Raw genomic sequence first — 18,938 nt, forward strand, 5'->3', positions numbered from 1 at the left:
CTCGCCCAACGCGACCCGCCGTCCCCACCTGTGAACCAGTTCCACCACAGCGGTGAAATCAGCGGACGAACGACCACGTGCCCGGCCGACCTCAAAGATTCCCGGATCCAGGCGGACGCGGCGGCAGCCGCCTCTTCAGGTGCGGGACTCAGCCCGCACCGCCGCGGGTTCTCAGCGGTTCTCTGGTGAGGACAGCCGACGCGCCGTGTATTGGACATACATCAGCGTCGGATCCCGGAGCCAGAGGACCGCTGAGGTTCCGCCACCCGCACCGCCAAGCAAGGTGATTCTGCAACGACCCCTAATTCAAGGTCACCGGGTTGACGATGTCTGCTACCAGGACCAGCAGCGAGTAGGCGATGAACAGGAGGCTGACCGCGTAGGCCAGCGGCATCAACCGCGCCGTGTCGAACGGTCCCGGATCCGGACGCCGGACCAGCTTGGCGAACCCGCGGCGGATCCACTCCCACGCGGCACCCGCGACGTGACCGCCGTCGAGCGGCAGCAGCGGCAGCATGTTGAACACGAACAGCGACAGGTTCACGCCCGCGAGCAGGTTGAACATCAGGATGATGCGCTCGTCGACGCCGAACTGGTCGGTGGCCAGCACCTCGCCGCCAAGCCGGCTGGCGCCGACGATGCCCACCGGCGAGTCCTTGTGCCGCTCGCCGCCGAAGATGGCGCTGACCAGGTCGGGGACCCGCTGCGGCAGTTCGACGATCTTCTGCGCGGTCAGGCTGACGAACTCGCCGATGGTGTTGACGACACCGCCGACGTCCTGCTTGACCAGCATGGAGGTGGGCGACAGGCCGAGGAAGCCGACCGTCTCGTACTCGCTGCTGGAGTTCAGCTTGGGCCGCTCGGTCTGCATCAGGTTCGCGTTGAGCGTCTCGCGGTGCCCGTCGCGCTCGACGACGACCGGGACCGCGCCCTTCGAGGTGCGGATCTCCTGCTGCAGGTCGTCCCAGGTGTGGAAGGGCTTGCCGTTGAACTCCACGATCTGGTCGCCGGGCTTGAACCCGGCGGCGGCGGCCGGCGAGGGCTTGGCCCCCGGCGGGCACTTCTGCGTGTCGGGCGCGGTGGCGGGCAGCACGCACTCGCTGACCGTGGAGACCGTCAGGGTCGGCGTGTTGATGCCGTGCCCCATCAGGATCGCGGCGAAGATGCCGACCGCGAGGATCAGGTTCATCACCGGCCCGGCCAGCATCACGATGATCCGCTTCCACGGGGAGCGCTGGTAGAACTGCCGGTGCGAGTCCTCGGGCGTGACGTCCTCGGCCGACATCTGCCGGGCGTCCTCGATCATCGCCCGCCAGGGCGCCGAGGACGCGCTGCGGCCGTACTCCTCGTCCTTCTTCGGCGGGAACATGCCGATCATCCGGATGTAGCCGCCGAACGGGATGAGCTTGACCCCGTACTCGGTGTCGCCCTTCTTGCGCGACCAGACCGTGCGCCCGAAACCGACCATGTACTCGGTGACCTTGACACCGAACATCTTGGCGGTAGCGAGGTGACCCAGCTCGTGCCACGCGATGGAGAACAGCAGCCCGAAGAAGAAGATCACAATGCCAACGACGACCAGCACTATTCCGCCTTCCGTCCGGCCAGCTCGCGTGCCCGGGCCCGCGCCCAGTCCTCGGCTGCGAAGATCTCGTCAAGTTCCGACGGCTCGCCGCGCCACTGGTCAGCGGCGGCGAGCGTGTCACCCACAGTGTGCACGATCTCGTTGAACCGGAGCCGTCCCTCGACGAACCCGGCCAGCGCCTCCTCGTTGGCGGCGTTGTAGATCGCGGGCAGGCAGCCCCCGCCGGAGCCGGCCGCGCGGGCCAGCTCGACGGCCGGGAACGTCTCGTCGTCCAGGGGCTCGAAGGTCCACTCCTGGGCGTCGGTGAAGTCCAGCCGCGGCGCCACACCGGGCACGCGGCGCGGCCACTCCAGCCCCATCGCGATCGGGATCTTCATGTTCGGCGGGCTGGCCTGCGCGATCGTGGCGCCATCGGTGTAGGTGACCATCGAGTGCACGATCGACTGCGGGTGCACCACGACGTCGATGCGCGGGTACTCGATGCCGAACAGCAGGTGCGCCTCGATGAGTTCGAGGCCCTTGTTGACCAGGGTCGCCGAGTTGATCGTGACGACGTTGCCCATCGCCCAGGTCGGGTGCGCCAGCGCCTGCTGGACCGTGACCTCGGCCAGGTCCTCGCGCTTGCGCCCCCGGAACGGCCCGCCGGAGGCGGTCAGCACCAGGCGGTCCACGTCGGTGTTATCGTTGCCGAGCAGGCACTGGGCCAGCGCGGAGTGCTCGGAGTCGACCGGGACGAGCTGCCCAGCAGCCGCCTTGCCCAGCACCAGCGCGCCGCCTGCGACCAGCGATTCCTTGTTGGCCAGCGCGAGCTGGGCGCCCGTCTCCAGGGCGGCCAGCGTCAGCCGCAGGCCGCGGGAGCCGTCGACGCCGTTGAGCACCACGTCGGCCGGGGCGAGGTCGATGAGCTCCAGCGCGGACTCCGGCCCGGCGAGCAGGCGCGGGAGCTTGAATTCACCTTCCGCGTAGCCGCGCTTCTGGGCCTCGGAGTAGAGCGCGAGCTGGACGTCCTCGGCGGCCGTGCCCTTGGCCACGGCGACCGCCGGGACCTGGAACTCCAGCGCCTGCGCGGCCAGGGCCTGCGGGTCGCTGCCGCCCGCGGCGAGCCCCACGACCCGGAACCGGTCGGGGTTGTCGCGCATCACGTCGAGTGCCTGGGTACCGATCGACCCGGTGGAACCGAGCACCAGAACGGTGCGCGGGGAGGTGTCGCTCTGTGTGCTCGTGTCGGCGTGCATCGCCGCCATTGTCCCTGAAGGAGGTGAGCAGGTGCCCCTCGCGGTGCACAAATCACCATCCGGCGTCACGATCGGCGTACCTGCCACTGCCCGATGAACAAAGGAGGCCGTCATGGGCATCATCGGATGGATCGTCCTGGGCTTGATCGTGGGTGCCATCGCGAAGCTGATCATGCCGGGCAAGGACCCGGGCGGGATCATCATCACCATGCTGCTCGGTGTCGTCGGAGCATTCCTCGGCGGCTACATCGGCAAGTGGATCTTCGGGACGGGTCTCAACGAGTTCTGGTCGATCAGAACGTGGATCCTGGCGATCGTGGGCTCGCTCATCGTGCTCGGCATCTACCGGGTCATCGTCGGCCGCAAGGCCAAGGGCGGGGCCAAGGAGGCTTAGCGCCGACCGCAGTTCACCGGGTGCCGTGCGAGCCGAGCTCGTGCGGCACCTTTTTCGCAGCTGATGCCCGGCAGGTGGCCGCCGCGACGCCGATCGGGTGTGCGAAGATGGGCTCGATCGTGGATCGTCACCCGGCGGTGCGCGAAACCCAAGCAACAGGCTTTCCGGCCCCGCGTGTGGCCGGTGTGGCGCAGGAGGGGAACGTGGCGAGCACCGAGCTGGAGAAGAAGCCCAGCCAGGCCATCGACCCGGCCGAGGAACCGTCGGTCGAGTGGGGCTGGCACGGCGGTTTCCCGAAGGGCACCCAGATCGCCGGCTGGTTCTCGGTCGTCGCGGTCCTGCTCATGCTCATCGGCAACCACCAGGGCATCCTCAGTGGTGGCGGGCACTTCAAGATGGAGGACGTGTTCCTCATCGGCACTGCCGTGGTCCTGGCCCTCGGGCTGTTCTACGACCTGGCCAAGAACAAGCGCCGCCGCTGACGCGGAACTTCACAGAAGGGCCTCTCCTCGAAACCGGGGAGAGGCCCTTCGCTTCTCCAGACCCCGGGAACCCACCGCACCAAGTCCCAGTTTTAGTCCAAACTGAGCCGACATTTCGGACATGATCATGGCTCGGTTTGGACTAAAACTGGGACTGGTCTCGCTCAGCGCAACGAGTGGTGGTTGAAGAAGTCCATGATCAGGGGAGTCGCGTCGATCGGCGCGGGTTGGTCGGAGTCCGGGTTCGGGTGGGTGGCCGGCCAGTCGTGGGCGACCGAGTCCATCCGGTAGTGGGTGACCTCGGCACCGCCATCGCAGGCCCGGTAGTCGACGGTGCTCACCCCGTCGCCGAGGTTGCGGGTGACCGGAGTCGGGTCGCAGCCGTTTCGCTCGCCCCAGCCCGCCAGCCAGTCGGGGATCGGCGGGAGCCCTCGGGCCTCGTCACCGTCGTAGGGGATCGTCTCGTCCGCCACGCCGTGGAAGTCGAGGATCGGCGCCGAGCGCGAGGGCTCGCAGTCACCGCCCTGCGGGTAGAAGGCGCCGGAGACCGGTGCGAAGGCCGCGATCCGGTCGCTCATGCGGCACGCGAGAACCCCAGTGAACCCGCCGCCGTTGGACTTGCCCGCGGCGTAGACGCGCGCCGGATCCACGCAGAGATCGCGCTCCAGCTCGTCGAGCAGGTCGCCGGTGAACCGGACGTCGTCGACGTCGGCCGAGTACGGAGCTCCCTGCCAGGCGGTCTCGCCGTCGGTGCCGACGAGGCCCTGCGGGTACACCGCGATGGCGTCGGTGCCGGAGAACTCCGACAGCTCCTCCTGGTACGCGGAATCCCGGGTGTGCCCGTGGAAGGACAGCACCACCGGAGTCGGGCGCGCCGGGACGTAGTTCTCCGGCACGTGCAGCAGGTAGGTGCGGGTGACACCGCCGGAGACGATCTCCTCGGTCACCGATTCCCCGGGCACGACCGCGGTGTTCCCGCAGCCCGCGCTCGGCGCCGGATGACCTGGCACCTCGGCGTGAGCGGGTGCGGCGAGCAGGACCAGCGCCGCCGCGACGATCGAATGAACCGCAATGCCACGAATTCTCAGGTCAGGCACCGTTGCCTCCCAGCTCGATCACTCAGACCTGAGGATCATCGGCCACCGGAGGCCGCAGCGGCCACTTCTGTTCATTGCGGTCACGAATTCACGGCCGCACCCGCCACAACGCGTCCATCGGGACCGCTCGCACCTTGTCGCCGAACGGCAGCGTCTGCTGCCCGGTGTAGAGCACGTAACCCGCGACGAACCGCTCGCCGACCTGCTTCTCCAGATGCCGCATTCCTGCCAGGTCCTCACCGCGCACCGTCGAGCCCGCTTTCACCTCAACCCCGATCACGCGCCCGTCCGGGGTCTCGATGACCGCGTCCACCTCGACCTTGTCCTTGGTCCGGTAGTGGAACAGCTGCCCTCTCTCCTCGGACCAGGTCAGCTGCCTCGCGAGCTCCATGACCACGAGGTTCTCCAACACCGCTCCCGCCGAGCCGCCCGGCTCCGCCAGTCGGTTCACGTCCTGGCCGAGGAGATGGCAGACCACGCCGGTGTCGGTGAACGCGAGTTTCGGCGTGCTCACGACGCGGTGCGTGTGCCCGGAAGACCAAGCGGGAATCCGCTTGATCAAGAACACCGATCCGAGCAGATCGAGGTAGCGCGTGAGCGTGGTGCGCGGAATGCCCGACTGGTTCGACAGCGCCGAAGGGACGAGCAGCCCTCCTGCACGCCCCGCGAGCAGCGCCAGCAACCGCATCAGCTCGCCGTGACGCTCAATGCTGGCCAGTTCCAGCACATCTCGCTCGATGAGCGTGGATAAGTAGGAGTTGAAAAACGCACTCCGCCTGCGCGGAGTGCGCCGAACCGCCTCGGGGAAACCGCCGATCGTGGCTCGCTCCAGGTAGTCTCGCCGCCGCAGCGTCGACGAATGATCGAGGTGCGGACCGTGCGCGAACGCGGCATCGATGAATGCGTCGGGCTCCCCGTCGATCTCCCCCTGGGAGAACGGCCACAGCTCGATGATCTCCATGCGTCCGGGAAGCGCATCGGGGAGCGCCCGCAAGGCGAGCACGCGCGACGAACCGGTCAGCAGGAACCTGCCTGGGCGCGGATCCTGATCAACGGTCAACTTGATGGAGCTGAGCAGCTCCGGCGCCAACTGGATCTCGTCGATCACCATCAGGCCGTTGTGCTCGACGAAATCAGCGGGAGCACCACTCGCGGCTTCAGCGGTGGTCGGGTCGTCGAGGAAGCGCATCGTGGGATTGTCGGAACGCTCCGCCGTGAGCCGGGTGAGCGTGCTCTTGCCCGCCTGCCTCGCACCGTTCACCAGCACCACGCGAGTATCACCGAGAGCCTCGGTCACGAGACCCTCGGCATGCCGCTCGACCAGCGAATTCTTGATGCTCACGCCCACCACTATAAATGATCAGTGGTCACTTGGCCGCCTGATCTGTGGGCAATTGGCCGAAGGTTCTGTGGACATCTGGCCGCCGGTTCTGTGGGCACCTGGCCGCCGGGTTCGTGGACGGATAGCCGCCTGGGTCCGGGGTGGGCGGGTCGGTCACTCCTCGGCTGCGAGCTGGCCGCAGGCCGCTGCGATCTCCTGGCCTCGGGTGTCCCTGACCGTGCACGAGACGCCGGTCTCGCGGACGCGACGGACGAACTCGCGCTCGACCGGCTTCGGGCTGGCGTCCCACTTGCTGCCCGGCGTCGGGTTCAGCGGGATCAGGTTGACGTGCGCGAACTGGCCGAGGTGCTTCTTGAGCAGCTTGCCGAGCAGGTCGGCGCGCCACGGCTGGTCGTTGATGTCGCGGATCAAGGCGTACTCGATCGACACCCGCCTGCCGGTGTGATCGGCGTAGCCGCGGGCGGCGTCGAGTACCTCCGCGACGTTCCAGCGGTTGTTGACCGGCACGAGCGTGTCCCGCAGCTCGTCGTCCGGGGTGTGCAGCGACACCGCGAGCGTGACGTGCAGGTTCTCGGCCGTCATCTTCCGGATCGCCGGCACCAGGCCGACGGTGGAGACGGTGACCGAGCGCTGCGACAGGCCGAGTCCGTCCGGGGCCGGATCGCAGATGCGGTGCACCGCGTCGATCACCCGCCGGTAGTTGGCCAGCGGCTCACCCATGCCCATGAACACGACGTTCGACAACCGGCCGGGTCCGCCGGGGACCTCGCCGTCGCGCATCATCGCCGCGGCCGAGCGGACCTGGTCGACGATCTCCGCGGTCGAGAGGTTGCGCTGCAGCCCACCTTGGCCGGTGGCGCAGAACGGGCACGCCATGCCGCAGCCCGCCTGGCTGGAGATGCACACCGTCGCGCGGTCCGGGTAGCGCATCAGGACGCTCTCCAGCAGCGTCCCGTCGTGCGCCTTCCACAGCGTCTTGCGCGTGGTGCCCTCGTCGGTGTCGAGGTTGCGCACCGTGCTCAGCAGCTCCGGCAGCAGGGCGGCGCCCAGCGCCTCGCGGCTGCCCGCCGGGATGTCGGTCATCGACTCGACGTCGGCGTTGAGCCTGCCGAAGTAGTGGTTGGCGAGCTGCTTGGCGCGGAACGGCTTCTCCCCCAGCTCGGCGACGACGGCCTTCCGCTCCTCGGCGGAGAGGTCGGCGAGGTGGCGCGGCGGCTTGCCGCGGCGCGGGGCGTCGAAGACGAGCGGCAGGGATTTCGTAGACATAGCGCCCTACAGTCTCCCACGCCGGGTGACGACCTTGGTGGGCAGCCGGTTCCACCGCCTGGTTGGACTTCACGACTCCCCGAGGTATGTTTTTCGCCGTGGCGAAAACCGGAGTGGCGACGAGCCGAAACATCGCCGTCCTGGCCGTGCTCGCAATGCTCGTGTCGGCCTGCGGAACGAGCCTGAGCAGGCCCGACGACGACCGCAAGCACGTCGTGACCACCTTCACCGTGCTCGCCGACATGGCGCGCAACGTCGCCGGCGACGCCCTCGTCGTCGAGTCGATCACCAAGCCCGGCTCGGAGATCCACGAGTACGAACCCACGCCCAGCGACATGCTGGAGGCTGCCAAAGCCGATGTGGTGCTCGACAACGGGCTCGGCCTGGAACGCTGGTTCGACCGGTTCGTGCAGCGCAGCGAGGCCCAGCACGTGACGCTGACCGAGGGCGTCGACCCCATCCCGATCCGCAGCGGCGAGTACCAGGGCAAGGCGAACCCGCACGCGTGGATGTCGCCGCGCACGGCCGCCACCTACGTGACCAACATCAGGGACGCCTTCATCCGGATCGACCCGGCGCACGAGGCGACCTTCCGCGCGAACGCCGACGCCTACCTCGCGAAGCTCGCCGAGATCGACCGCTACCTGCGCGACCAGCTCGCCACTCTGCCCGAGTCGCACCGGGCGCTGGTCAGCTGCGAAGGCGCCTTCTCCTACCTCGCGCGCGACGCGGGCCTGCGCGAGGCGTACCTGTGGCCGGTCAACAGCGAGTCCGAGGGAACACCGCAGCAGATCAAGGACACCACCCAGTTCGTCCGGGACAACGAAGTGCCGACGGTGTTCTGCGAGTCCACCGTCAACGACGGCCCGCAGCGGCAGGTCGCCGCCGAGACCGGGGCCGAGCTGGGCGAGAAGCTCTACGTCGACTCGCTCTCCGGGCCTGAGGGCCCGGTCCCGACCTACCTCGACCTGCTGCGCCACGACGCGCGCGCCATCGTCGCCGGACTGCGCGGAGGGACACCGTGACCGCCATCACCGCTCACCACCTCACCGTTCGCTACGGCGAGGTGCTCGCCCTCGACGACGTGTCGGTGGACGTCCGCGAAGGCCGCATCTGCGGTCTCCTCGGGATGAACGGATCGGGCAAGTCCACCCTGTTCAAGTCCCTGGTGGGCCTGGTCCGGCCGGACGCCGGCGAGATCAGGATCATGGACCGCGACCGCAAGCAGGCCCGGCGCGAAGGGCTCATCGCGTACGTGCCGCAGTCCGAGGCGGTCGACTGGACCTTCCCCGTGACGGTCTCCGACGTGGTGCTGATGGGCCGTTACGGAGACCTGGGCCCGACCAGGCGGCCGCGCCGCGCCGACAAGGCCGCGATGCGCTCCGCGCTGACCCGCGTGGGCCTCACCGAGCTGGCCGACCGCCCCATCGGGGAGCTCTCCGGCGGCCAGCGCAAGCGGACCTTCGTCGCGCGCGGGATCGCGCAGGACGCCCGGCTGCTGTTCCTGGACGAACCCTTCGCCGGGGTGGACAAGAAGTCCGAGGCGATGATCAGCGCTCTGCTGCGGGAACTCCGCGATGAGGGGCGCACCGTGGTCATCTCCACCCACGACCTCGCCAGCGTCCCCGAGCTGTGCGACGAGGCGATCCTGCTGCAGCAGCGGGTGATCGCCCACGGCGCGATCGAGGAGGTCCTGGCGCCCGAGATGCTGGCCCGCACGTTCGGAGTGGAGGCACGATGATCGAGTGGCTGATCGAGCCCCTCCAGTTCGGGTTCATGCAGCGGGCCCTGCTGGTGAGCCTCGTCGCGGGCCTGGTGTGCGCGGTGCTGTCGTGCTGGGTGACGCTGATCGGCTGGTCGCTGCTGGGCGACGCCGTGTCGCACGCCGTGCTCCCGGGCGTCGTCCTCTCCTACGTGCTGGGGATGCCGTTCTCGGTGGGGGCGTTCCTGTTCGGCAGCCTCGCGGTCGGGCTGATCGCGGGGGTGCGCAGCACCACCCGGCTCAAGGGCGACGCCGCCATCGGCGTGGTGTTCACCGGGCTGTTCGCACTCGGTCTGGTGCTGGTCTCGCGGATCCCCAGCCAGGTGGACCTCAACCACATCCTGTTCGGGAACGTCCTGGGCGTCACCGACTTCGACATCGCTCAGGTGCTGATCATCGCGGCCGTGGTCCTGTCGGTGGCGTTGCTCAAGCGGCGCGACCTCACGCTCTACGCCTTCGACCCGACCCACGCGCACGCGATCGGCATCTCCCCGCGGCGGATCAGCACCGTGCTGCTGGCGATGCTCGCGCTGACCGTGGTGGTCGCCCTGCAAGCGGTCGGAGTCGTGCTGGTGACGGCCATGCTGATCACCCCGGGAGCGACGGCCTTCCTGCTGACCAAGCGGTTCCCGCGGATGCTGGTCACGGCCGCGGGGCTGTCGGTGCTGTGCGCGGTGACGGGCACCTACCTGAGCTTCCACATCGACACCTCCACCGGGGGCATGATCGTGGTCTGCCAGTCCGCGGTGTTCGCGCTGGCCTACCTGCTCTCACCCGGGCAGGGCCTCATCCCCCGCGCGCTGCGGCGACGTTCGGCCGTCGGTGACCGAGCGACCGCGAGCGCGGTGCCGCCCGTATCGTGAAAGTCATGCCGAGTGAAACCGAGCGCCCGTCGTCTTCGGTCGAGGACTACCTCCGGGCGATCTACGGGCTCAGCGAGCGAGGCGAGCCCGTCACCAACGCGACGCTGACCGCGCGTCTCGGCCTCAGCCCGTCCTCGGTCTCGGGCATGATCAACAAGCTGGACCAGCTCGGCCTGGTCACCCACGTCCGCTACCGCAGCGTCGAGCTCACCCCCGAAGGCCGCCGGCTCGCGCACTCCGTGCTGCGCAGGCACCGGCTGATCGAGCTGTTCCTGGTCGAGGAGCTCAACTACCGCTGGGACGAGGTGCACCGCGAAGCCGACGCGCTGGAGCACGCCGTCTCCGACGAACTCGTCGAGCACATCTCGGCGAAGCTGGGGAACCCCACCGTGGATCCGCACGGCGATCCCATCCCCACCGCCGACGGCACGCTCGCCGCGAACAGGGCCTTGCAGCTCGACCAGATCGAGCCCGGCACGGTCGGGACCATCGCGCGCGTCTGGGACACCGACTCCGAACTGCTGCGCTACCTCACCGAGCACGGCATGACGCTGGGTTCGCGGATCGAGATCGTGGAGCGCAAGCCCTTCGGCGGGCCGCTGGTGGTGCGCGTGGGCGAACCCCCGCACGCCGAAACCCACTTCGTGGGCGACGAGATCGCGGCAGCGCTGTCGATCAGCGTGCAGAGCTAGGTTCGCCGGTCAGCCGCGAACCGACCGCGCGGGAGTGCACCACCTGCTGCGCCGGGCGTTCCGGCAGCGGCTCGACCTGGGCGACCTCGTCGCCGTAGATCTGCTCGGTGATCAGCCTGCTGTGCAGCTCGTCCGTGCGATGCGCGCCGAGAACCGCCATGAGCAGGTCGAATCGGCTGCTGGTCAGCGCCACGGCGACGTAGCAGAAACCGCCCATCCCGGCGAAGACCAGGCTGGCGACGATCCACATGTCGAAGCCTTGCGCCAAGGTCACCACAGAAGCGCCCAGCACCATGGCGGATCCGAACGCGACGACGCGCGCGATGATCGCCTGCCGGAGCATCGAGCGGAAGACGGGGTGCTGCTGGCTCAGCTGCCTGATGATGCGCGCACGCTCCCGGCCGTCCAGTTGAGCAAGCCGGCTGAGGCCCGCGGTGACCGGCTGCGCCGCGCGGAATGCCATGGCTGCTCCTGAAAAACCCGAGTACGTGCATACGACATCCACCAGTCGATCACGCGGTCGTGCGGCTATCAAGGCGTCATTCGGGCGCTTCGCATTGCGGGAGTACGACGAAGACGTGACGCTGCCTACACGAAGGGCCCGCTTGATCGCATCGAGGGGCCGCTGGTGCCGTTTTCGGGAGTGATCGTCGTGAGCATTCCACTGGGTGCGCCCGGGTGGACCGACCTGACGTCGCAGGACGTCGAGGCCGCGCGCGAGTTCTACACCGGGCTGTTCGGCTGGCGCTGGGTCCAGCGCAGCGACTACAACATCGCGTTCCGGGACGACACCCCGGTCGCGGGCTTGATGAGACCGGAATCCGACGACATCCCCACCGCGTGGACGCTGTACCTGGAGTGCGGGTCCACGCGACGCGCGACCGAACGGGTCCGGGCCCTGGGCGGCAAGGTCATCATCCCGCCGACCGACACACCGGGGCACGAGATGTTCATGATCGCCGAGGACCCGGGCGGGGCGGTCGTGGGCCTGTGGGAAGCGCCGGACAACGCCGTGTTCGGCTGGGGTCGCGCGGGCGCGCTGTGCTGGGCCGAGCTGCACACCCGCGACGGCGCGGCCACCGACCCCTTCTACGCGGACCTCCTGGCCTACCGGCAGGAGCAGATCGGCGAGCAGGGCGGCGCGTTCGACTACACCGTCTGGTACGTCGGTGACCAGCCGACTCTGGGGCGCTTCGAGTCCGGCCTCGCGCTGCCGGACGGCGTCCCGCCGCACTGGCAGCTGTACTTCCAGGTCGATCCCGACCACGACACCGACGCCGCCGTCGCCAAGGCCCAGTCGCTGGGCGGTGAAGTGCTGCGGGAGCCCTCCGACTCCCCGCACGGCCGGACGGCGGTGCTGCGGGACGTCGTCGGCGCCACCTTCACCGTCATCGACACCGCCCGGCGAACGGGCGAGTGATCAGTCCAGCAGCACCGGGTCGAGCTCGGCGAGGTGGTCGTGGTCGGCGATCACCTCGATCTCGGAGATCCGGCCGTCGCGAGTGGTCACGATGAACACCGAGTGCGCCTTGCCGCGAGGCGCGTAGGCGGCGCCGATGGAGTCGGCGATCAGCGCCGGGCGCGCCAGCTTGGCACCGTTCTGGAACGCCTTGGCGACGACGTCCGCACCGCGCGATTCCGCCGCGAGCGCAGGGGCACCGGCCTTGCGGGCGCGAGCCGCGGTGTCCACCGCGCGCTGATCGGCGCGCAGCACGACATCCGGGTCGAGCACGGACAGCAGGCCCTCGAAGTCGCCTTCGCGAGCCGCTCGCAGGAACGCCTCGACGACTTCGCGCTGCGCGACCAGGTCGGGCTCCGGCTCGCCGCTCCGCCGCACCCTGCGACGGGCGCGGCTGGCGAGCTGCCGGGTGGCCGTCGCGCTGCGCCCCACGATCGGGGCGATGTCGTCGAAGGGCACCGCGAACATGTCGTGCAGGACGAACGCGAGCCGTTCGGCCGGTTCCAAGGCGTCGAGCACGACGAACAGGGCCAGCCCGACGGAGTCGGCCATCACCGCTTCCGCTTCCGGGGTCGGTCCTTCCGACGGCTCCGGCAGGTCCTCGGCCGGTTGCTCGGGCCTGGAGCGGCGGGCGCGGAGCATGTCCAGGCAGACCCGGCCGACGATCGTGGTCAGCCAACCTCCCAGATTGGCGACGTCATCGGTACCCGCGCGGTCCACGCGCAGCCACGCCTCCTGCACCGCGTCCTCGGCCTCGGTGTGCGAACCGAGCATCCGCAGCGCGACCGCCTTCAACCGCCTGCGGTGCTGCTCGAAGCGCTTCGCCAGAAAATCGCTGTCGTCCATCGGTCACATTCCTCCGTCGCCGCCCGTCATGGGGAAAGACGAGCCGGGACCGGCTCATGTGACAGGGAGGCACTCATGCAAGCACGGATGAACAACCCCGCGATGCTCCTGCCGGACGCTTTCAAGTCGATCCAGGCGTTGATGAAGACGATTCACTCGGTCGACATCCCGGCGGAAACCCTGGAGCTGGTGCACCTGCGCTCCAGCCAGATCAACGGCTGCAGCTTCTGCGCGCACTACAGCTCCAAGCAGCTCAAGGCGCTCGGGACCAGCGACGATAAGCTCTGGGCGGTGGCGGCTTGGCGGGAGGCTCCCTTCTTCGATGACGGCGAGCGCGCCGCGCTGGAGCTGGCCGAGGCCACGACCCGCCTCGCCGACAAGGGCGACGCCGTCGACGACGAGCTCTGGAAGCGGATCAGCGAGCACTACGACGAGGAGCAGATCGCGGCCCTGACCCTGATGATCGGCGTGTCCAACCTGTTCAACCGCGTCAACGCCGTCACCAGGCAACCCGCAGGCGCCACCTTCTAACCCCTGAACCCGGGAGACCGAGCACGGAGGCCGGGGGGCAGTTTTGGTCCGAATTGTCCGGGCAAAACGGACTTCGATCATGGACGGTTCGGACCAAAACTGCCCGAGGTCCCCGACTCACGGGGTGAGGAGGCCTGCGGGCTTGGTCCTCGTCCTCAGGCGGTAGGTCACCGGGATGGTGAGCCCTGCGGTTTCCGCCGCCGCCCGGGCGGCCGTCCTCGCCGAGAACTCGATGCCCAGGACCGCCTCCAGAGTCCGGCGGTCATCGAAGCGCCAGCGAGTGGGCACCGAGATGCTCGTGAAGTGGTGGCGGGCGAAGAACGACTCGATGCCGTCCGGATCGATCTGCGGCGCGTCCGCGCGCATCCACGCACCGTAGGGCGCCGTCGCGGCGTCCAGGTCGACGATCGCGATCGTGCCGCCCGGCCTCAGCACCCGCTCCGCCTCCGCTAGACCCGGTTCGCACCCGGGACCGAAGAAGTACGCGGTGCGGGCGTGCACCAGGTCGGCGCTGCCCTCGTCCAGCGGGAGCCGCTGGGCGGGAGCGACCTCGACCTCCACGCCCGGCGTGCCCGAGGTCCGGGCCTGGGCGCGCTCCGCGAGCGGCGAGTGCGGCTCGACACCGATCACCGACCGGGCGCTGCCGGCGAAGACGGGCAGATGGAAGCCATCACCGCAGCCCACGTCGACCACGTCGAGCCCCGCCCAGTCGCGCTCGGCGCGCAGCGCCTCCCACACCGCCCCGTCCGGGTCCTGAGCGGTGTTCTCCGCCTCGTAGACCTCGGGCCAGTTCCAGATGTTCGGGCTCGGCCTGACCTCGGGACCGCGCTTCGCCCGCCAGGTCCGCATCAGCCGGGGATGAGCCAGAACAGCATCATCCACGCCAGCGGCGCCGACGGGAGCAGCGAATCCATCCGGTCCATCAGACCGCCGTGACCGGGCAGCAGGTTGCCCATGTCCTTGATCCCCAGGTCGCGCTTGATCACCGACTCCATCAGGTCGCCAATCGTCGCGCTGCACACCAGCGCGGCGCCCACCAGCACGCCCATCCACCACTGGCCGTCGAGCAGCAGCCACACCGACAGCGCACCGGCCAGAATCCCGCCGACCAGCGAGCCGCCGAAGCCCTCCCAGGACTTCTTCGGGCTGATGACCGGCGCCATCGGGTGCTTGCCGAACAGCACGCCGAACGCGTAACCGCCGGTGTCCGAGGCGACGACGCAGATCAGGAACACCATCGCCCGGAACGCCCCGTCCTCGGGACGCACCAGCATCGCGGCGAACGCGGTGAACAGCGGCACGTAGGCGGCGGTGAACACCGACGCGGTGACATCGCGCAGGTAGCCGTCAACTCCGTTGCGGAACCGCCAGACCAAGCAGGCCAGCACGGTGATCGCGAACGAGATCAGGATCCCGCGCAGGCCGAACGGCCAGGACAGCCACATCATGGCCTGCCCGCCGACCAGCACCGGCACTAATGAGATCCGGATGCCCGCCGCGCGCCGCACGGCCTGGGCCAACTCGATGGTCGACACGAGGGCGGCCGCTGCGGCGATGCCGATGAACACGAACCGGACCATCAGCAACGACAGGATCACGGCCGCCCCGAGCACGACACCCACGCCGATCGCGGCGCGGAGATCACGACCAGCACGGGACGGGCGCGCAGACGGGTCCGGAACGTCGGCCGACATTCCGGACTCATCTGCGCACTGGCCGGGCATCACCACTCAGACCTCGAGGAGTTCCGCTTCCTTGTGCTTGAGCAGTTCGTCGACCTGACCGGTGTAGCGGTGGGTCAGGTTGTCGAGTTCCTTCTCCGCACGGGCGCCCTCGTCCTCGCCGGCTTCGCCGTCCTTGACGATGCGCTCGATCTCTTCCTTGACCTTGCGGCGGATGCCGCGGATGGTGACCCGGCCGTCCTCGCCCTTGGACTTGGCGAGCTTGACCATCTCCTTGCGGCGCTCCTCGGTCATCTGCGGGATCGCGACGCGGATCAGCTGGCCGTCGTTGGACGGGTTGACGCCGAGGTCGGAATCGCGGATCGCCTTCTCCATCGCCTGCATCTGGCTGGCGTCGTAAGGCTTGATCACGACCAGCCGGGCTTCCGGCACGGAGACGCTCGCGAGCTGGTTCAACGGCGTCGGCGATCCGTAGTAGTCCACGACGATGCTGGAGAACATCGCGGGGTTCGCGCGACCGGTGCGGACGGAGGCCAGCCCATCCTTGGCCACCTCCACAGCCTTTTGCATCTTCTCCTCGCCTTCGAGAAGTGCTTCGTCGATCACGGCTGCTCCTTAAGTCTGCCGACCAGTGGATGTTGCAAGTGTGGCGTGTCGCTCAGCTCGCCCCCCGGGCGGCCCCACGACCAGATCAGGATCCAGCACCATCAAAGCTTCTCCGCGCCCGGGGTGCTGACCAGCGTGCCGATCTTCTCACCGCCGACCGCGCGGGCGATGTTGCCTTCCTCCATGAGGTTGAAGACCAAGATCGGCATGTGGTTGTCCATGCACAGGCTGAACGCCGTGGCGTCGGCGACCTTCAGGCCGCGTTCCAGCACCTCGCGGTGGGTGATGTGCTCGAACAGCTTGGCGTCCGGCGTCGTCTTGGGGTCGGCGGTGTACACGCCGTCGACGGCCTTGGCCATCAGCACGACCTCGCACCCGATCTCCAGCGCCCGCTGCGCGGCAGTGGTGTCGGTGGAGAAGTACGGCATGCCGGTGCCGGAACCGAAGATGACCACGCGGCCCTTCTCCATGTGCCGCATCGCGCGCCGCGGGATGTAGGGCTCCGCGACCTGGCCCATGGTGATCGCGGTCATCACCCGCGTGTCGATGCCGTGCTCGCGTTCGAGGAAGTCCTGCAGCGCCAGGCAGTTCATCACGGTGCCCAGCATCGCCATGTAGTCACCGCGCGCGCGGTCCATGCCGCGCTGCTGCAGCTCGGCGCCGCGGAAGAAGTTCCCGCCACCGATCACGATGGCCACCTCGACGCCGTCGGCGACGATCTCGCCGATCTGCCGGGCGACGGTGGCCACCACTTCGGGATCGATTCCGACGCTGCCGCCGCCGAACATCTCGCCGCCGAGCTTGAGCAGCACGCGGCCGTAACCGCGCTGAGCCGGGCCGTCGTCGGTCACTGGGATCCTCCCGCGAGAACTTGAGTGTGCACTTCTTCAGCCGATGTGCGGGTCGAGAACCGGATACCCGGCTCCTGAGCGACCGGAACCCGGCGCGGCCCCCACGAGCCCGGGTCCGTCCTTACCTTGCAAAAGCGCCCCGCCTCGACAACGGAGGCGGGGCGCCGTGCCGTCTTCCACGGCCGCCGGGGCCGGTGCGCCGGCCGAGCCCGCTGGGCACGGCCGGCAGCCGCCGCGGCGTCGGATCAGGCCTGGCCGACCTCGAACCGGACGAATCCGGTCACGGTCACGCCGGACTCGTCCAGCAGGGCCTTGACGGTCTTCTTGTTGTCCTGCACGGACGCCTGGTCCAGCAGGCAGTTCTCCTTGAAGAAGCCGTTGAGGCGACCCTCGATGATCTTCGGGAGGGCCTTCTCCGGCTTGCCCTCCTCCTTCGCCGTCTCCTCGGCGATCCGGCGCTCGTTGGCCTGGAGGTCCTCGGGGACGTCGTCGCGGGAGAGGTAGGTCGGGCGGAGCGCGGCGACCTGCATCGCGGCACCGCGAGCGGCCTCCGCGTCGTCACCGGTGTACTCGACCAGCACGCCCACGGCCGGGGGCAGGTCGGCCGAACGACGGTGCAGGTAGGTGGCCACCTGGCCGTCGAACTTCTTGACCCGGCGCAGCTCCAGCTTCTCACCGATCTTGGCGGAGAGCTCCTGGATCGCGTCGCCGACGGTCTTGTCGTCCAGCTTCGCGGCCAGCGCGGAGTCGACGTCGGTCGCACCCGCGGCGGCCGCAGCGGCGACGACCTTGTTGGCCAGCTCGATGAACTCGTCGTTCTTGGCGACGAAGTCCGTCTCGCTGTTGATCTCGATCAGCACGCCGCCCTCGGCGGCGACCAGGCCCTCGGCAGTGGCGCGCTCGGCGCGCTTGCCGACGTCCTTGGCACCCTTGATGCGCAGGCTCTCGACGGCCTTGTCGAAGTCGCCGTCGTTCTGCTCAAGAGCCTTCTTGCAGTCCATCATGCCGGCGCCGGTCAGCTCGCGAAGACGCTTGACGTCGGCCGCACTGAAGTTCGCCATCGTGCGTAGTCCGTCCCTGTTGATACGGAAGTGGAAGATCTTTCCGGATTTTCGGACCCGGCACCACGCGGAGCGCCGCGGTCAGCGGCCGTGCTCTCGCGCCCGATGCGGGTCGGTTGCCAGTGTGACTGGCGAGCAGCCTGATCGCGCTGCGCACCCGCCGGAATGCAGCGGGTGCGCAGCGCGAGTGATCAGGACTGCGCGGGCTGCTGCTCGCCGCCCTCCGCGGCCTGGCCGGAGTCGGAACCGGCCAGCAGCTCCTTCTCCCACTCGGCCAGCGGCTCGCCGCCGACCGGCTTCTCCTCGCCGCCTTCCGAAGCGCCGTTGCTGCGGCCGCTGCGGGCCATGAGGCCCTCGGCCACACCGTCGGCGACCACGCGGGTCAGCAGCGCGGCGGAGCGGATCGCGTCGTCGTTGCCCGGGATCGGGTAGTCGACCTCGTCGGGGTCGCAGTTGGTGTCCAGGATCGCGACGACCGGGATGTTCAGCTTGCGAGCCTCGCCGACGGCGATGTGCTCCTTCTTGGTGTCCACGATCCACACGGCGCTGGGCACCTTGGACATGTCGCGGATACCGCCGAGCGTCTTCTCCAGCTTGTCCTTCTCGCGGGTCAGCATCAAGATTTCCTTCTTGGTGCGACCCTCGAAGCCACCGGTCTGCTCCATGGTCTCGAGTTCCTTGAGACGCTGCAGACGGCGGTGAACGGTCTGAAAGTTGGTGAGCATGCCGCCCAGCCAGCGCTGGTTGACGTAGGGCATGCCGACTCGCAGAGCCTGCTCGGCGATCGCTTCCTGCGCCTGCTTCTTGGTGCCGACGAACAGGATCGTGCCGCCGTGGGCAACGGTCTGCTTGATGAAGTCGAACGCACCATCGATGTAGGTCAGCGTCTGCTGCAGGTCGATGATGTAGATGCCGTTGCGCTCGGTGAAGATGTAGCGCTTCATCTTCGGGTTCCAGCGCCGGGTCTGGTGCCCGAAGTGCACGCCGCTGTCGAGCAGCTGCTTCATGGTGACGACGGCCATGGCCTGTGTTCACCTCTTGTGTCGGGCGCGCCCTGTCCGGGGCGCGCGTTTGGTTTGCCGCGACGAATCGGTCGACTCGTCGCCCTGGTGCCCGGCCCGGTTCCCCCACCCGCTCCCTGAACAGGAACGGGACCGCGAAGGACCCGGTGGCCTGCCTGCAGG

The 18,938-nt window shown here is 68.8% G+C and carries 21 protein-coding genes; 8 read left to right on the plus strand and 13 right to left on the minus strand.

The genetic code is table 11. From position 1 onward, the window contains the following. Positions 1–301: 301 nt before the first annotated feature. Together ACYVF3_RS15625 and dxr are read right to left on the minus strand one after the other, a co-directional pair. Positions 302–1,585 (minus strand): M50 family metallopeptidase, encoded by a 1,284-nt coding sequence (locus ACYVF3_RS15625; RefSeq protein ID WP_461154948.1) that lies wholly within the window; start codon positions 1,583–1,585, stop codon positions 302–304. After that, on the minus strand, positions 1,585–2,829 hold the full coding sequence (dxr, locus tag ACYVF3_RS15630) for a 1-deoxy-D-xylulose-5-phosphate reductoisomerase (protein ID WP_461154949.1): 1,245 nt from the start codon (positions 2,827–2,829) through the stop codon (positions 1,585–1,587). The genes ACYVF3_RS15625 and dxr overlap by 1 nt, the downstream gene beginning before the upstream one ends. A 103-nt stretch (positions 2,830–2,932) precedes the next feature. Between dxr and ACYVF3_RS15635 the strand changes: the two genes are divergently transcribed. After that, the gene (locus ACYVF3_RS15635) at positions 2,933–3,214 is read left to right on the plus strand and encodes a GlsB/YeaQ/YmgE family stress response membrane protein (protein ID WP_461154950.1); all 282 of its coding nucleotides are present in this window, start codon (positions 2,933–2,935) and stop codon (positions 3,212–3,214) included. Positions 3,215–3,417: 203 nt separating this feature from the next. Continuing rightward, positions 3,418–3,696 carry a DUF2631 domain-containing protein gene (locus tag ACYVF3_RS15640; protein WP_145737622.1) on the plus strand — a complete coding sequence of 93 codons (279 nt, stop codon included), beginning with the start codon at positions 3,418–3,420 and terminating at the stop codon, positions 3,694–3,696. 164 nt (positions 3,697–3,860) lie between these two features. Here the strand turns inward: ACYVF3_RS15640 and ACYVF3_RS15645 are convergent, their stop codons facing one another. From ACYVF3_RS15645 to rlmN, 3 genes are all read right to left on the minus strand, one after another. Then, positions 3,861–4,793: a CE1 family esterase gene (locus ACYVF3_RS15645; protein ID WP_461154951.1), complete on the minus strand. Its 933-nt coding sequence runs from the start codon at positions 4,791–4,793 to the stop codon at positions 3,861–3,863. A gap of 88 nt (positions 4,794–4,881) precedes the next feature. Beyond that, positions 4,882–6,135 (minus strand): ATP-binding protein, encoded by a 1,254-nt coding sequence (locus tag ACYVF3_RS15650; protein WP_461154952.1) that lies wholly within the window; start codon positions 6,133–6,135, stop codon positions 4,882–4,884. Positions 6,136–6,288: 153 nt separating this feature from the next. After that, positions 6,289–7,401: a dual-specificity RNA methyltransferase RlmN gene (gene rlmN / locus ACYVF3_RS15655; RefSeq protein ID WP_461154953.1), complete on the minus strand. Its 1,113-nt coding sequence runs from the start codon at positions 7,399–7,401 to the stop codon at positions 6,289–6,291. 155 nt (positions 7,402–7,556) lie between these two features. Between rlmN and ACYVF3_RS15660 the strand changes: the two genes are divergently transcribed. From ACYVF3_RS15660 to ACYVF3_RS15675, 4 genes are read left to right on the plus strand one after another with little or no spacing between them, the layout of a single operon-like run. Continuing rightward, on the plus strand, positions 7,557–8,426 hold the full coding sequence (locus ACYVF3_RS15660; protein ID WP_461155004.1) for a metal ABC transporter substrate-binding protein: 870 nt from the start codon (positions 7,557–7,559) through the stop codon (positions 8,424–8,426). Continuing rightward, complete coding sequence (locus ACYVF3_RS15665) at positions 8,423–9,142, plus strand: metal ABC transporter ATP-binding protein (RefSeq protein WP_461154954.1); 720 nt, start codon at positions 8,423–8,425, stop codon at positions 9,140–9,142. Before ACYVF3_RS15660 ends, ACYVF3_RS15665 begins: the two co-directional genes overlap by 4 nt. Continuing rightward, positions 9,139–10,026: a metal ABC transporter permease gene (locus ACYVF3_RS15670; RefSeq protein WP_461154955.1), complete on the plus strand. Its 888-nt coding sequence runs from the start codon at positions 9,139–9,141 to the stop codon at positions 10,024–10,026. Before ACYVF3_RS15665 ends, ACYVF3_RS15670 begins: the two co-directional genes overlap by 4 nt. Before the next feature lie 5 nt (positions 10,027–10,031). Further along, positions 10,032–10,718 carry a metal-dependent transcriptional regulator gene (locus tag ACYVF3_RS15675; RefSeq protein WP_461154956.1) on the plus strand — a complete coding sequence of 229 codons (687 nt, stop codon included), beginning with the start codon at positions 10,032–10,034 and terminating at the stop codon, positions 10,716–10,718. On the opposite strand, the gene ACYVF3_RS15680 is transcribed toward ACYVF3_RS15675, so the two are convergent. Beyond that, complete coding sequence (locus ACYVF3_RS15680; RefSeq protein WP_461154957.1) at positions 10,702–11,181, minus strand: hypothetical protein; 480 nt, start codon at positions 11,179–11,181, stop codon at positions 10,702–10,704. The genes ACYVF3_RS15675 and ACYVF3_RS15680 overlap by 17 nt on opposite strands. 189 nt (positions 11,182–11,370) lie before the next feature. On the opposite strand from ACYVF3_RS15680, the gene ACYVF3_RS15685 reads away from it, so the two are divergent. Then, entirely contained in the window at positions 11,371–12,138 is a 768-nt protein-coding gene (locus tag ACYVF3_RS15685; RefSeq protein WP_461154958.1) for a VOC family protein, read from the plus strand. On the opposite strand, the gene ACYVF3_RS15690 is transcribed toward ACYVF3_RS15685, so the two are convergent. Continuing rightward, the gene (locus ACYVF3_RS15690; protein WP_461154959.1) at positions 12,139–13,023 is read right to left on the minus strand and encodes a sigma-70 family RNA polymerase sigma factor; all 885 of its coding nucleotides are present in this window, start codon (positions 13,021–13,023) and stop codon (positions 12,139–12,141) included. 75 nt (positions 13,024–13,098) lie between these two features. Between ACYVF3_RS15690 and ACYVF3_RS15695 the strand changes: the two genes are divergently transcribed. Beyond that, positions 13,099–13,554, plus strand: a complete 456-nt coding sequence (locus tag ACYVF3_RS15695) for a carboxymuconolactone decarboxylase family protein (protein WP_461154960.1) — start codon at positions 13,099–13,101, stop codon at positions 13,552–13,554. Positions 13,555–13,671: 117 nt separating this feature from the next. Here ACYVF3_RS15695 and ACYVF3_RS15700 read toward each other — a convergent pair whose 3' ends face one another. From ACYVF3_RS15700 to rpsB, 6 genes are all read right to left on the minus strand, one after another. After that, positions 13,672–14,403, minus strand: coding sequence for a class I SAM-dependent methyltransferase (locus ACYVF3_RS15700; protein ID WP_461154961.1), 732 nt, complete (start codon positions 14,401–14,403; stop codon positions 13,672–13,674). Then, positions 14,403–15,248 carry a phosphatidate cytidylyltransferase gene (locus ACYVF3_RS15705; RefSeq protein ID WP_461154962.1) on the minus strand — a complete coding sequence of 282 codons (846 nt, stop codon included), beginning with the start codon at positions 15,246–15,248 and terminating at the stop codon, positions 14,403–14,405. The genes ACYVF3_RS15700 and ACYVF3_RS15705 overlap by 1 nt, the downstream gene beginning before the upstream one ends. Before the next feature lie 36 nt (positions 15,249–15,284). Beyond that, positions 15,285–15,842, minus strand: a complete 558-nt coding sequence (frr, locus tag ACYVF3_RS15710; protein ID WP_461154963.1) for a ribosome recycling factor — start codon at positions 15,840–15,842, stop codon at positions 15,285–15,287. Positions 15,843–15,943: 101 nt separating this feature from the next. After that, on the minus strand, positions 15,944–16,693 hold the full coding sequence (gene pyrH, locus ACYVF3_RS15715) for a UMP kinase (RefSeq protein ID WP_145737635.1): 750 nt from the start codon (positions 16,691–16,693) through the stop codon (positions 15,944–15,946). Between the two features lie 245 nt (positions 16,694–16,938). Further along, complete coding sequence (gene tsf / locus ACYVF3_RS15720) at positions 16,939–17,754, minus strand: translation elongation factor Ts (protein ID WP_461154964.1); 816 nt, start codon at positions 17,752–17,754, stop codon at positions 16,939–16,941. 191 nt (positions 17,755–17,945) lie between these two features. Then, the gene (rpsB, locus tag ACYVF3_RS15725; protein ID WP_461154965.1) at positions 17,946–18,776 is read right to left on the minus strand and encodes a 30S ribosomal protein S2; all 831 of its coding nucleotides are present in this window, start codon (positions 18,774–18,776) and stop codon (positions 17,946–17,948) included. Positions 18,777–18,938 lie beyond the last annotated feature (162 nt).

The sequence above is a fragment of the Saccharopolyspora tripterygii genome, assembly GCF_054778355.1.

Excerpts from the sequence above, each read along its gene's own strand:
- ACYVF3_RS15695 (WP_461154960.1), top strand. The coding sequence starts at position 13,099 with ATGCAAGCACGGATGAACAACCCCGCGATGCTCCTGCCGGACGCTTTC.
- rpsB (WP_461154965.1), bottom strand. The coding sequence starts at position 18,776 with ATGGCCGTCGTCACCATGAAGCAGCTGCTCGACAGCGGCGTGCACTTC.
- ACYVF3_RS15635 (WP_461154950.1), top strand. The coding sequence starts at position 2,933 with ATGGGCATCATCGGATGGATCGTCCTGGGCTTGATCGTGGGTGCCATC.
- ACYVF3_RS15705 (WP_461154962.1), bottom strand. The coding sequence starts at position 15,248 with ATGTCGGCCGACGTTCCGGACCCGTCTGCGCGCCCGTCCCGTGCTGGT.
- ACYVF3_RS15670 (WP_461154955.1), top strand. The coding sequence starts at position 9,139 with ATGATCGAGTGGCTGATCGAGCCCCTCCAGTTCGGGTTCATGCAGCGG.
- rlmN (WP_461154953.1), bottom strand. The coding sequence starts at position 7,401 with ATGTCTACGAAATCCCTGCCGCTCGTCTTCGACGCCCCGCGCCGCGGC.
- dxr (WP_461154949.1), bottom strand. The coding sequence starts at position 2,829 with ATGGCGGCGATGCACGCCGACACGAGCACACAGAGCGACACCTCCCCG.
- ACYVF3_RS15675 (WP_461154956.1), top strand. The coding sequence starts at position 10,032 with ATGCCGAGTGAAACCGAGCGCCCGTCGTCTTCGGTCGAGGACTACCTC.
- ACYVF3_RS15680 (WP_461154957.1), bottom strand. The coding sequence starts at position 11,181 with ATGGCATTCCGCGCGGCGCAGCCGGTCACCGCGGGCCTCAGCCGGCTT.
- ACYVF3_RS15690 (WP_461154959.1), bottom strand. The coding sequence starts at position 13,023 with ATGGACGACAGCGATTTTCTGGCGAAGCGCTTCGAGCAGCACCGCAGG.
- tsf (WP_461154964.1), bottom strand. The coding sequence starts at position 17,754 with ATGGCGAACTTCAGTGCGGCCGACGTCAAGCGTCTTCGCGAGCTGACC.
- ACYVF3_RS15660 (WP_461155004.1), top strand. The coding sequence starts at position 7,557 with ATGCTCGTGTCGGCCTGCGGAACGAGCCTGAGCAGGCCCGACGACGAC.
- ACYVF3_RS15700 (WP_461154961.1), bottom strand. The coding sequence starts at position 14,403 with ATGCGGACCTGGCGGGCGAAGCGCGGTCCCGAGGTCAGGCCGAGCCCG.